At 54.3% G+C, this 13440-nt stretch carries 8 protein-coding genes, 1 tRNA gene, 2 rRNA genes and 1 other annotated feature; of the genes, 4 read left to right on the forward strand and 7 right to left on the reverse strand.

The features are described from left to right. Positions 1 to 16 precede the first annotated feature (16 nt). The 6 genes from SPE70_RS19970 to rluD all read right to left on the reverse strand — a co-directional run bounded on the left by SPE70_RS19970 (position 17) and on the right by rluD (position 9678). Positions 17 to 2921: ribosomal RNA gene (locus tag SPE70_RS19970) — 23S ribosomal RNA — on the reverse strand. A gap of 178 nt (positions 2922 to 3099) precedes the next feature. Beyond that, a tRNA-Glu gene (locus SPE70_RS19975) sits at positions 3100 to 3175 on the reverse strand. A gap of 85 nt (positions 3176 to 3260) precedes the next feature. Continuing rightward, positions 3261 to 4800: ribosomal RNA gene (locus SPE70_RS19980) — 16S ribosomal RNA — on the reverse strand. Together the 16S and 23S rRNA genes with 1 tRNA gene alongside form the textbook arrangement of a ribosomal RNA operon. Positions 4801 to 5266: 466 nt before the next feature. Beyond that, complete coding sequence (clpB, locus tag SPE70_RS19985; protein ID WP_008806080.1) at positions 5267 to 7840, reverse strand: ATP-dependent chaperone ClpB; 2574 nt, start codon at positions 7838 to 7840, stop codon at positions 5267 to 5269. A gap of 129 nt (positions 7841 to 7969) precedes the next feature. Continuing rightward, entirely contained in the window at positions 7970 to 8701 is a 732-nt protein-coding gene (gene yfiH, locus SPE70_RS19990) for a purine nucleoside phosphorylase YfiH (protein WP_008806081.1), read from the reverse strand. Beyond that, positions 8698 to 9678, reverse strand: coding sequence for a 23S rRNA pseudouridine(1911/1915/1917) synthase RluD (gene rluD, locus SPE70_RS19995; protein WP_117133572.1), 981 nt, complete (start codon positions 9676 to 9678; stop codon positions 8698 to 8700). The genes yfiH and rluD overlap by 4 nt, the downstream gene beginning before the upstream one ends. A gap of 131 nt (positions 9679 to 9809) precedes the next feature. Between rluD and bamD the strand changes: the two genes are divergently transcribed. The 4 genes from bamD to pheA all read left to right on the forward strand — a co-directional run bounded on the left by bamD (position 9810) and on the right by pheA (position 12569). Beyond that, positions 9810 to 10547 (forward strand): outer membrane protein assembly factor BamD, encoded by a 738-nt coding sequence (bamD, locus tag SPE70_RS20000; RefSeq protein WP_004145664.1) that lies wholly within the window; start codon positions 9810 to 9812, stop codon positions 10545 to 10547. A gap of 271 nt (positions 10548 to 10818) precedes the next feature. After that, a complete protein-coding gene (gene raiA / locus SPE70_RS20005; RefSeq protein WP_002914111.1) occupies positions 10819 to 11154 on the forward strand; it encodes a ribosome-associated translation inhibitor RaiA in 336 nt (111 codons plus the stop codon). Positions 11155 to 11259: 105 nt separating this feature from the next. Further along, positions 11260 to 11384, forward strand: a sequence feature (Phe leader region). After that, on the forward strand, positions 11261 to 11308 hold the full coding sequence (gene pheL / locus SPE70_RS20010; RefSeq protein WP_100632159.1) for a pheA operon leader peptide PheL: 48 nt from the start codon (positions 11261 to 11263) through the stop codon (positions 11306 to 11308). It overlaps the preceding feature by 48 nt. A gap of 24 nt (positions 11385 to 11408) precedes the next feature. Next, on the forward strand, positions 11409 to 12569 hold the full coding sequence (pheA, locus tag SPE70_RS20015) for a bifunctional chorismate mutase/prephenate dehydratase (protein WP_012540845.1): 1161 nt from the start codon (positions 11409 to 11411) through the stop codon (positions 12567 to 12569). Here the strand turns inward: pheA and SPE70_RS20020 are convergent. After that, positions 12566 to 13438, reverse strand: coding sequence for an SMP-30/gluconolactonase/LRE family protein (locus tag SPE70_RS20020; RefSeq protein WP_012540844.1), 873 nt, complete (start codon positions 13436 to 13438; stop codon positions 12566 to 12568). The two genes, pheA and SPE70_RS20020, sit on opposite strands and share 4 nt — an antisense overlap. Positions 13439 to 13440 lie beyond the last annotated feature (2 nt).

Below are 13440 nucleotides of genomic sequence, written 5' to 3' on the forward strand. Positions count from 1 at the left end.
ACATCTTCGGCGTTGTAAGGTTAAGCCTCACGGTTCATTAGTACCGGTTAGCTCAACGCATCGCTGCGCTTACACACCCGGCCTATCAACGTCGTCGTCTTCAACGTTCCTTCAGGAGACTTAAAGTCTCAGGGAGAACTCATCTCGGGGCAAGTTTCGTGCTTAGATGCTTTCAGCACTTATCTCTTCCGCATTTAGCTACCGGGCAGTGCCATTGGCATGACAACCCGAACACCAGTGATGCGTCCACTCCGGTCCTCTCGTACTAGGAGCAGCCCCCCTCAATTCTCCAGCGCCCACGGCAGATAGGGACCGAACTGTCTCACGACGTTCTAAACCCAGCTCGCGTACCACTTTAAATGGCGAACAGCCATACCCTTGGGACCTACTTCAGCCCCAGGATGTGATGAGCCGACATCGAGGTGCCAAACACCGCCGTCGATATGAACTCTTGGGCGGTATCAGCCTGTTATCCCCGGAGTACCTTTTATCCGTTGAGCGATGGCCCTTCCATTCAGAACCACCGGATCACTATGACCTGCTTTCGCACCTGCTCGCGCCGTCACGCTCGCAGTCAAGCTAGCTTATGCCATTGCACTAACCTCCTGATGTCCGACCAGGATTAGCTAACCTTCGTGCTCCTCCGTTACTCTTTGGGAGGAGACCGCCCCAGTCAAACTACCCACCAGACACTGTCCGCAACCCCGGTCAGGGGCCTACGTTAGAACATCAAACATTAAAGGGTGGTATTTCAAGGTTGGCTCCACGCAGACTGGCGTCCACGCTTCAAAGCCTCCCACCTATCCTACACATCAAGGCTCAATGTTCAGTGTCAAGCTATAGTAAAGGTTCACGGGGTCTTTCCGTCTTGCCGCGGGTACACTGCATCTTCACAGCGAGTTCAATTTCACTGAGTCTCGGGTGGAGACAGCCTGGCCATCATTACGCCATTCGTGCAGGTCGGAACTTACCCGACAAGGAATTTCGCTACCTTAGGACCGTTATAGTTACGGCCGCCGTTTACCGGGGCTTCGATCAAGAGCTTCTCCTTACGGATAACCCCATCAATTAACCTTCCGGCACCGGGCAGGCGTCACACCGTATACGTCCACTTTCGTGTTTGCACAGTGCTGTGTTTTTAATAAACAGTTGCAGCCAGCTGGTATCTTCGACTGGTCTCAGCTCCATCCGCAGGGACTTCACCTACACACCAGCGTGCCTTCTCCCGAAGTTACGGCACCATTTTGCCTAGTTCCTTCACCCGAGTTCTCTCAAGCGCCTTGGTATTCTCTACCTGACCACCTGTGTCGGTTTGGGGTACGATTTAATGTTACCTGATGCTTAGAGGCTTTTCCTGGAAGCAGGGCATTTGTTACTTCAGCACCGTAGTGCCTCGTCATCACACCTCAGCGTTAAAAGGTACCGGATTTACCTGGAACCTCCGCCTACATGCTTAAACCGGGACAACCGTCGCCCGGCTAACATAGCCTTCTCCGTCCCCCCTTCGCAGTAACACCAAGTACAGGAATATTAACCTGTTTCCCATCGACTACGCCTTTCGGCCTCGCCTTAGGGGTCGACTCACCCTGCCCCGATTAACGTTGGACAGGAACCCTTGGTCTTCCGGCGAGCGGGCTTTTCACCCGCTTTATCGTTACTTATGTCAGCATTCGCACTTCTGATACCTCCAGCAACCCTCACAGGCCACCTTCGCAGGCTTACAGAACGCTCCCCTACCCAACAACGCATAAGCGTCGCTGCCGCAGCTTCGGTGCATGGTTTAGCCCCGTTACATCTTCCGCGCAGGCCGACTCGACCAGTGAGCTATTACGCTTTCTTTAAATGATGGCTGCTTCTAAGCCAACATCCTGGCTGTCTGTGCCTTCCCACATCGTTTCCCACTTAACCATGACTTTGGGACCTTAGCTGGCGGTCTGGGTTGTTTCCCTCTTCACGACGGACGTTAGCACCCGCCGTGTGTCTCCCGTGATAACATTCTTCGGTATTCGTAGTTTGCATCGGGTTGGTAAGTCGGGATGACCCCCTAGCCGAAACAGTGCTCTACCCCCGAAGATGAGTTCACGAGGCGCTACCTAAATAGCTTTCGGGGAGAACCAGCTATCTCCCGGTTTGATTGGCCTTTCACCCCCAGCCACAAGTCATCCGCTAATTTTTCAACATTAGTCGGTTCGGTCCTCCAGTTAGTGTTACCCAACCTTCAACCTGCCCATGGCTAGATCACCGGGTTTCGGGTCTATACCCTGCAACTTAACGCCCAGTTAAGACTCGGTTTCCCTGCGGCTCCCCTATACGGTTAACCTTGCTACAGAATATAAGTCGCTGACCCATTATACAAAAGGTACGCAGTCACACCCGAAGGTGCTCCCACTGCTTGTACGTACACGGTTTCAGGTTCTTTTTCACTCCCCTCGCCGGGGTTCTTTTCGCCTTTCCCTCACGGTACTGGTTCACTATCGGTCAGTCAGGAGTATTTAGCCTTGGAGGATGGTCCCCCCATATTCAGACAGGATACCACGTGTCCCGCCCTACTCTTCGAGTTCACAACCTGTGCATTTTGGTGTACGGGACTATCACCCTGTACCGTCGGACTTTCCAGACCGTTCCACTAACACACAAGCTGATTCAGACTCTGGGCTGCTCCCCGTTCGCTCGCCGCTACTGGGGGAATCTCGGTTGATTTCTTTTCCTCGGGGTACTTAGATGTTTCAGTTCCCCCGGTTCGCCTCGTTAACCTATGTATTCAGTTAACGATAGTGCAACGAATTGCACTGGGTTTCCCCATTCGGACATCGCCGGTTATAACGGTTCATATCACCTTACCGACGCTTTTCGCAGATTAGCACGTCCTTCATCGCCTCTGACTGCCAGGGCATCCACCGTGTACGCTTAGTCGCTTAACCTCACAACCCGAAGATGTCTTCAGATTGCGAAAATTTGAGAGACTCGAACACACTTAAACAGTGTGTCGTTTCAATTTTCAGCTTGATCCAGATTTTTAAAGAGCAAATATCTCAAACATCACCCGAAGATGAGTTTTGAGATACATCGGCACGCGTCTTTCACTCACGAACCAGCAAGTGGCGTCCCCTAGGGGATTCGAACCCCTGTTACCGCCGTGAAAGGGCGGTGTCCTGGGCCTCTAGACGAAGGGGACACTGAAGTCTCAATCGCAAGACGCCTTGCTTCTTTACTTTCATCAGACAATCTGTGTGAGCACTACAAAGGCAGGTTCTTTAAGGTAAGGAGGTGATCCAACCGCAGGTTCCCCTACGGTTACCTTGTTACGACTTCACCCCAGTCATGAATCACAAAGTGGTAAGCGCCCTCCCGAAGGTTAAGCTACCTACTTCTTTTGCAACCCACTCCCATGGTGTGACGGGCGGTGTGTACAAGGCCCGGGAACGTATTCACCGTAGCATTCTGATCTACGATTACTAGCGATTCCGACTTCATGGAGTCGAGTTGCAGACTCCAATCCGGACTACGACATACTTTATGAGGTCCGCTTGCTCTCGCGAGGTCGCTTCTCTTTGTATATGCCATTGTAGCACGTGTGTAGCCCTGGTCGTAAGGGCCATGATGACTTGACGTCATCCCCACCTTCCTCCAGTTTATCACTGGCAGTCTCCTTTGAGTTCCCGGCCGGACCGCTGGCAACAAAGGATAAGGGTTGCGCTCGTTGCGGGACTTAACCCAACATTTCACAACACGAGCTGACGACAGCCATGCAGCACCTGTCTCACAGTTCCCGAAGGCACCAATCCATCTCTGGAAAGTTCTGTGGATGTCAAGACCAGGTAAGGTTCTTCGCGTTGCATCGAATTAAACCACATGCTCCACCGCTTGTGCGGGCCCCCGTCAATTCATTTGAGTTTTAACCTTGCGGCCGTACTCCCCAGGCGGTCGATTTAACGCGTTAGCTCCGGAAGCCACGCCTCAAGGGCACAACCTCCAAATCGACATCGTTTACAGCGTGGACTACCAGGGTATCTAATCCTGTTTGCTCCCCACGCTTTCGCACCTGAGCGTCAGTCTTTGTCCAGGGGGCCGCCTTCGCCACCGGTATTCCTCCAGATCTCTACGCATTTCACCGCTACACCTGGAATTCTACCCCCCTCTACAAGACTCTAGCCTGCCAGTTTCGAATGCAGTTCCCAGGTTGAGCCCGGGGATTTCACATCCGACTTGACAGACCGCCTGCGTGCGCTTTACGCCCAGTAATTCCGATTAACGCTTGCACCCTCCGTATTACCGCGGCTGCTGGCACGGAGTTAGCCGGTGCTTCTTCTGCGGGTAACGTCAATCGGTGAGGTTATTAACCTCACCGCCTTCCTCCCCGCTGAAAGTGCTTTACAACCCGAAGGCCTTCTTCACACACGCGGCATGGCTGCATCAGGCTTGCGCCCATTGTGCAATATTCCCCACTGCTGCCTCCCGTAGGAGTCTGGACCGTGTCTCAGTTCCAGTGTGGCTGGTCATCCTCTCAGACCAGCTAGGGATCGTCGCCTAGGTGAGCCGTTACCCCACCTACCAGCTAATCCCATCTGGGCACATCTGATGGCATGAGGCCCGAAGGTCCCCCACTTTGGTCTTGCGACGTTATGCGGTATTAGCTACCGTTTCCAGTAGTTATCCCCCTCCATCAGGCAGTTTCCCAGACATTACTCACCCGTCCGCCGCTCGTCACCCGAGAGCAAGCTCTCTGTGCTACCGCTCGACTTGCATGTGTTAGGCCTGCCGCCAGCGTTCAATCTGAGCCATGATCAAACTCTTCAATTTAAGTTTGATGCTCGTGAATTAAACTTCGTAATGAATTACGTATGTTCACTCAGAGACTTGGTATTCATTTTTTGTCCGAAGACATTAAGAATCCATGTCACTTTGAGTGCCCACACAGATTGTCTGATAAATTGTTAAAGAGCAGTTGCGACGCGCTTTAGCGCTCTGTCGCGAGGTCCCGTATAATACGTTTTCCTCATTCAGAGTCAAGCGCTTATTTTGCTTTTCTCTGTCGGTTTTCAGCGTTGAACTTCATCGCCGAAATCCTCCTGACCCGGCGGCTTGTTTGCCGTTGTTCCGTGTCAGTGGAGGCGCATTATAGGGAGTAATTCTGAAGTGACAAGGATAAATTCAAAAAAAGAATTCAACCGCTCACTTTTCAACCAAACCAGGTGTTGAGCTTTAATTCTTGCCTGGTTTTTAAACAAAAACGAGCCCGTTGGGCCCGTTTTTGTCGTTTTGTGATTTACTGCACTGCCACAATACGGTCGTCTTTCACCACCAGCTCGACAGCTTTCCCCGGAACCAGCTCACCGGAAAGGATCTGCTGGGCTAACGGGTTCTCAATCTGCTGCTGAATAGCGCGTTTCAGTGGCCGCGCGCCGTATACCGGATCGTAACCGTTGGCGCTCAGCAACTTCAGCGCCTCATCGGACATCCGCACTTCATACCCACGCTCTTCCAGGCGTTTATACAAACGCTGCAGCTGGATCTGGGCAATAGAAGCAATGTGTTTCTCACCCAGAGGATGGAAGACCACCACTTCGTCGATACGGTTAATAAACTCCGGACGGAAGTTCTGGCTTACCACTCCCAGTACCAGATCCTTCATATGACCGTAGTCCAGTTCGCCAAACCGTTCCTGAATCAGATCGGAACCGAGGTTCGAGGTCATGATGACCACCGTATTACGGAAGTCGACCGTTCTCCCCTGCCCGTCGGTCAGACGCCCGTCGTCGAGTACCTGCAGCAGAATGTTGAACACATCCGGGTGCGCTTTTTCCACTTCATCCAGCAGAATGACGGAATAAGGACGACGACGCACCGCCTCGGTCAGGTAACCACCCTCTTCATAGCCGACGTATCCCGGAGGCGCACCGACCAGACGCGAGACGGAGTGTTTCTCCATAAACTCGGACATATCGATACGCACCATCGCGTCGTCGCTGTCGAACATAAAGTTAGCCAGCGTTTTACACAGCTCGGTTTTACCGACCCCGGTTGGACCGAGGAACAGGAACGAACCAATCGGCCGGTTCGGATCGGATAGCCCAGCGCGGCTACGGCGAATGGCGTTCGATACCGCTTCAACCGCCTCATCCTGGCCAATCACCCGATGATGCAGCTCCTGCTCCATACGCAGCAGTTTGTCGCGCTCGCTTTCCATCATCCGGGAGACAGGGATACCGGTCCAGCGGGCCAGCACTTCGGCGATCTCAGCATCCGTCACTTTATTACGCAGCAGACGCATGGTTTTCCCTTCGGACTGAGTGGCAGCCGCCAGCTGTTTCTCCAGTTCCGGAATTTTGCCGTACTGCAGCTCGGACATCCGCGCCAGATCGCCGACGCGACGCGCCTGTTCGATAGCGATTTTCGCCTGTTCCAGCTCGGCTTTAATAGTCTGGGTGCCGGAGAGAGAGGCTTTTTCCGCTTTCCACTCTTCTTCCAGTACCGAGTACTGACGCTCTTTATCCGCCAGCTCCTCGTTGAGCATATCGAGACGTTTCAGGCTCGCTTCATCAGACTCTTTCTTCAGCGCCTGCTGTTCCAGTTTCAGCTGGATAATACGTCTATCGAGACGGTCCAGCTCTTCCGGCTTGGAGTCGATCTGCATACGAATGCTGGACGCCGCCTCATCGATAAGGTCGATGGCTTTATCCGGCAGCTGACGGTCGGCAATATAGCGATGCGACAAGGTCGCCGCCGCGACAATCGCCGGGTCAGTGATCTGCACGTGGTGGTGCAGCTCGTAACGTTCTTTCAGGCCACGCAGAATAGCGATGGTATCTTCTACCGTCGGCTCGGCGACGAACACTTTCTGGAAGCGACGTTCCAGCGCGGCGTCTTTTTCGATGTACTGACGGTATTCATCAAGCGTTGTCGCCCCGACGCAGTGCAGTTCACCACGCGCCAGCGCCGGCTTCAGCATGTTACCCGCATCCATCGCGCCGTCGGCTTTACCAGCGCCCACCATGGTATGCAGTTCGTCGATAAACAGAATGACGTTGCCTTCCTGTTTTGACAGGTCAGTCAGCACGCCTTTCAGACGCTCTTCAAACTCACCGCGGTATTTCGCCCCGGCCACCAGCGCCCCCATATCCAGCGCCAATACCCGACGGCCTTTCAACCCTTCTGGTACTTCGCCGTTGACGATACGCTGCGCCAGTCCTTCGACGATTGCCGTTTTACCCACCCCGGGTTCACCAATCAGTACCGGGTTGTTTTTGGTACGACGCTGCAGTACCTGGATGGTACGGCGAATCTCTTCATCACGGCCGATCACCGGATCCAGCTTGCCCTGCTCGGCTCGCTCGGTCAGATCGACGGTAAATTTCTTCAATGCCTGACGTTGGTCTTCGGCACCCTGATCGTTCACGCTTTCACCTCCGCGCATTTGTTCAATCGCCTGAGTCACGTTGGCGGTTGTTGCTCCGGCAGATTTTAAAAGGTCGGTCAGCGTACCGCGCGATTCAAGCGCCGCCAGAACGAACAGTTCCGACGAAATAAAGTTGTCCTTTTTCTTTTGCGCCAGCTTGTCGCAAAGGTTCAGGATCCGCACTAAATCCTGAGAAGGTTGTACATCGCCGCCGGTGCCTTCCACCTGCGGTAAACGGCTCAAGGCCTGCTCGATGTCAGTGCGTAGTTTCCCGGCATTGACGCCCGCCGAGGTTAATAAAGGACGTACCGATCCCCCTTCCTGATTCAGTAAGGCGCTCATTAAATGAAGAGGTTCGATGAATTGGTTGTCGTGCCCGAGTGCGAGTGACTGGGCATCGGCAAGAGCAAGCTGGAATTTATTGGTAAGACGATCCAGACGCATAACTCCTCCCATAAACAGGTCAAATTTGCTACTGGAGATTAAATGAGGTCATCCCTCAATTATTCAAGGTTAAAGACCTGAACTATGCGAAAAATAAGTTTGCCTTCTGGATCGTCTTGATTCTCTAGGTTATATCAGCCAAATGAAACTTGCCATACGACCGGTGGTCTTGTCGCGCCGGTAAGAGAAAAAATCATCCTTTTCGCTTAGCGTGCAGCGATCGCCGCCGAAAATCTGCTCAACGCCGACGTTTGCCAGACGCTGCCGAGCCAGTTGATAGATATCAGCAAAATATTTCTCGCCTGCCGGACGAAAAGCCCGGTGCGCGTTCTCGTCTTTCGCCATAAAGGCATCCCGGACTTCCGGCCCCACCTCAAATGCCTGCGGACCAATGGCCGGGCCCAGCCACGCCATCATGTTTTCGGCTTTATCGGCGAAACGGGCAACCGTCTCTTCCAGAACCCCTTCGCATAAGCCGCGCCATCCAGCATGCGCCGCGGCGACTTCGGTGCCGTCGCGGTTACAGAACAGGACCGGCAGGCAGTCGGCGGTCATCACCGCACAGACGGTGCCTGGCGTACGACTATAAGAAGCATCTGCGCGTTTCGATGGATAGGGTCCGCCGTCCAGCGTCAGAACATCGGTGCCATGAACCTGCTCCAGCCAAACCGGGTAAGACGGCAAGCCACCGGCAGCAAACATCCGCCGCCGGTTTTCTTCAACATGCTGCAGATTGTCTCCGCAATGGGCGCCCAGGTTGAGCGAGTCATAGGGCGGCAGACTCACGCCGCCAATGCGGGTCGAACTACAGGCCGCCACGCTGCGGGGCATCGGCCACTGCGGTACAATCAGTTTAGTCATAACCAGTCAATATCGTCCTTATGGGCTTCAAAATCGGCACGCATCGCCTCGATGAGCTCGACCATATCCTGTGGGATGGGCGCGTGCCACTCCATTTCAATGCCGGTGATCGGGTGATACAGACGCAACATGGTGGCGTGCAGCGCCTGACGGTCGAATTTACGCAGCTCGGTGATGAACTCCTCCGACGCGCCCTTCGGCGGACGCGGCCGGCCGCCATACACCTGGTCACCCACCAGCGGATGGGTGATATGCGACATATGCACACGGATCTGATGCGTACGACCGGTTTCCAGGCGCAGGCGCAGGCGCGTATGGATGCGGAAATGTTCCATAATCCGGTAGTGGGTCACCGCCGGTTTGCCCATCGGATGCACCGCCATATGGGTACGTTTTGTCGGATGACGACTGATCGGCTCTTCCACTGTGCCACCGGAAGTCATGTGGCCGATGGCCACCGCTTCATACTCGCGAGTGATCTCGCGCAGCTGCAGCGACTCCACCAGCCGGGTTTGTGCCGGAATGGTTTTCGCCACCACCATCAGACCGGTGGTGTCTTTATCCAGACGGTGCACGATCCCCGCGCGCGGCACATCGGCAATCGGCGGATAGTAGTGCAGCAGCGCATTCAGCACAGTACCGTCAGGGTTGCCCGCGCCAGGATGCACAACCAGATCGCGCGGTTTGTTAATCACGAGGATGTCATCATCTTCGTAAACGATATTGAGCGGAATATCCTGCGGCTGGAAGCGCGCCTCTTCTTCGATTTCGACATCGATAGCGATGTGCTCTCCCCCCAGCACTTTTTCTTTCGGCTTATCGCCAATGCTGCCATTGACTAATACGCGTTGGTCCAGGATCCATTCTTTTATCCGCGATCGCGAATAATCAGGGAACAATTCGGCCAAAGCCTGATCTAAGCGTTGACCGAGTTGATTTTCGGTCACCGTTGCGGTGAGTTGTACTCGTTGTGCCATATACAGCTTCTTCGTTTAACGTTGGGTTTTACGGCTTTGCCGTTTAATATAGTGTGCTATTGTAGCTGGTCTTAATCGGGAGCAGGAACAGAGATTCTCCCGCATAAACATTTTGAGGAAGTCAAAACGTCATGACGCGCATGAAATACCTGGTGGCAGCCGCCACACTGAGCCTGGCTTTGGTGGGTTGCTCCGGCTCTAAGGAAGAGGTGCCTGATAATCCGCCGAATGAAATCTACGCGACCGCCCAGCAAAAACTGCAGGACGGTAACTGGAAACAGGCGATAACGCAACTGGAAGCGTTGGATAACCGTTATCCATTCGGCCCTTATTCCCAACAGGTACAGCTGGATCTGATTTACGCGTATTACAAAAACGCCGATCTGCCGCTGGCTCAGGCGGCCATCGATCGCTTCATGCGTTTGAACCCCACCCACCCGAATATCGATTACGTCATCTATATGCGCGGCCTGACCAACATGGCCCTGGATGACAGCGCCCTGCAGGGCTTCTTTGGTGTCGATCGCTCTGACCGCGATCCACAGCACGCGCGCGATGCCTTCAATGACTTCTCCAAACTGGTGCGTGGTTACCCGAACAGCCAGTACGCCACTGACGCCTATAAACGTATGGTGTTCCTGAAAGATCGCCTGGCCAAATATGAGCTGTCGGTCGTGGATTACTACACCGACCGTGGCGCATGGGTTGCCGTCGTGAACCGCGTGGAAGGTATGATGCGTAACTATCCGGATACCCAGGCCACCCGCGATGCCCTGCCGAAGATGGAAAACGCCTATCGTCAGATGCAAATGAACGCCCAGGCGGACAAAGTCGCGAAGATAATCGCCGCGAACAGCAAGAACACCTGAGTCTGATTCATGGATCGCAAACGGCAGCCAGTGGCTGCCGTTTTTTTATACTTTATCCCGTCAAGCTGAAGCGGTTTAGCGCCGGGTTAACTCATCAAATATGGCCTGCTTTACCGGGTTCGACAAGTAAAATCTCACTTCTTCCTGCCCTGTCTCACAAAATGAATTCGTTGACAAAAAGTGACAATAAAATGTGATTTAGATCACGCTTTTTGACATTGGGAAAGGTATGCTGGATTCACCAAGACGGGAAAGACAAGAGGTAAAATTTATGACAATGAACATTACCAGTAAACAAATGGAAATTACTCCGGCAATCCGCCAGCATGTCGCAGACCGTCTCGCCAAACTGGATAAGTGGCAAACTCATTTAATCAACCCGCACATCATTCTGTCTAAGGAGCCGCAGGGTTTTATCGCTGATGCAACCATCAATACGCCAAACGGTCATCTGGTTGCCAGTGCGCGTCATGAAGATATGTACGCCGCCATTAACGAATTGATCAACAAGCTGGAACGGCAGCTGAATAAAGTGCAACACAAAGGGGAAGCCCGCCGCGCCGCAACATCGGTGAAAGAGGCAGGCTTTGTGGAAGAAGAAGAGTAATCCTTAACTTAAGTTGTGTCATGCCACGCGCCTTCGGGCGCGTTTTTTATTGACAGAGTGAAAACAGTACAGGTACTGTAATCCCCACTACCTCAAGGAATTTACCATGAAACGTGTCCCGTTCTTCTTCGCATTCTTTTTTACCTTCCCCTGACCGGGAGGCAATTCGTCGTATAAGAAAGAATGCGAAGACGAACAATAAGGCCTCCCACCCGGGAGGCCTTTTTTATTTGATAACAACAAAGGCAACATCTATGACCGAGGAAAACCCATTACTGGCGCTGCGCGATAAGATAAGCGCACTGGACGAGAAACTGCTTGCTCTGCTGGCGGAGCGCCGCGGGCTGGCTGTTGAGGTTGGTAAAGCCAAACTGGCCTCCCACCGTCCAGTGCGTGATATTGACCGCGAACGCGATCTGCTGGAGCGTCTGATGACCATCGGCAAGCGCCATAATCTGGATGCGCACTACATCACCCGCCTGTTCCAGCTGATCATCGAAGACTCCGTCCTGACCCAACAAACCCTGCTGCAGCAGCATCTGAATAAAATTAATCCGCATTCGGCCCGCGTGGCCTTCCTTGGCCCTAAAGGCTCTTATTCGCATCTGGCGGCGCGTCAGTACGCCGCTCGCCATTTTGAGCAGTTTATTGAGAGCGGCTGCGCGAAGTTCGCCGATATTTTTAATCAGGTAGAGACCGGCCAGGCCGATTACGCCGTGGTGCCGATTGAAAACACCAGCTCTGGCGGGATCAACGACGTCTACGATCTGCTGCAGCACACCAGCCTGTCGATCGTTGGCGAGCTGACGATCCCTATCGATCATTGCGTGCTGGTTAGCACCTCGACGGATGCCGATAAAATTCAGACCGTCTACAGCCATCCGCAGCCGTTCCAGCAGTGCAGCCAGTATCTGAGCCGCTACCCGCACTGGAAGATTGAATATACCGAGAGCACCTCGGCGGCAATGGAAAAAGTGGCGCAGGCGAACTCCCCGGCCGTTGCGGCACTGGGCAGCGAAGCGGGTGGCGCCCTGTATAGCCTGCAGGTGCTGGAGCACTGCCAGGCCAACCAGACGCAGAACATCACGCGCTTCCTCGTCCTGGCGCGCAAAGCGGTGAACGTCTCCGATCAGGTTCCGGCCAAGACCACGCTGTTAATGGCGACCGGTCAGCAGGCGGGCGCCCTGGTGGAAGCCCTGCTGGTGCTGCGCAACCACAATCTGATCATGACCAAACTGGAATCTCGCCCGATCCACGGCAATCCCTGGGAAGAGATGTTTTATCTCGATATTCAGGCCAACCTGGACTCGCTGCCCATGCGCAAGGCATTAAAGGAGCTGGCGGAAATCACCCGCTCCATGAAGGTCCTCGGTTGCTACCCCAGCGAAAACGTGGTGCCAGTGGATCCGGTTTAACGTTCGCGGAACGGTAATTTCTTCATCCCTGCCACCGCAACCGGCAGGGTGAAGATGGCGCCTGACAGCGGGTACTTCGCCAGCTCATCGTCCTCCATGTTTTCCCGGGTTGTGGTGATATAGAGCGTTTTCATATCCGCCCCACCGAAGCAGACCATTGTCGGACAACGAACCGGCATCGGGTAAGTCTCCAGCTCCTCGCCCTGCGGCGAGAAACGAGCAATCCGCCAGCCGTCAAACATCGCGCTCCAGTAACAGCCCTCCACATCGATCGCCGCCCCGTCAGGGATGCCTTCGCCCGGCTGGAAACGGCGAAACACCTCGCGTCGTCCAGGCTCACCCTGTTCATCCAGCGGCGTACGGTAGATCACGGCGTTCGGCGTATCAGAGGTATACATCCAGCGCTGGTCGGCGCTAAACGCCAGACCGTTGGCGCCATGGATATCACACTGGATCACTTTCGGCTTCAGGTCATTATCGACTCGCATCAGCAGCGCGCCGTTGTAATCCCCCGGCCCCCAGAAGGTGCCGGCATAAAAACGCCCCTCGCGATCGGTCCCACCATCGTTAAACCGCGCCAGCTCCGGATTGCTCGGATTATCACAGACTTTCCGCCGCAGCAGGCCGTGGGCGTCGGTCAGCCAGATGCCACTGCGTAATGCAACGATAAATCCGCCCTTCTCACGCAGGGAGAAACAGCCGACCTCCTCCGGAAACTGCAGCACCTGGTGTTCGCCGCTGCGGGTATCGTAGCGGTGGATTTCACACTCCATGATATCGGCCCAGTAGAGGGCCTGTTCAGCCTCGCTCCAGGTCGGGCATTCCGGCAGGTATCCGGTGTAGTCAAACAGCGGTTGTGGTTCAGCCATCG

This window comes from Klebsiella sp. ZJOU C1 (genome assembly GCF_035620215.1).
Lineage (GTDB): Bacteria > Pseudomonadota > Gammaproteobacteria > Enterobacterales > Enterobacteriaceae > Klebsiella > Klebsiella variicola.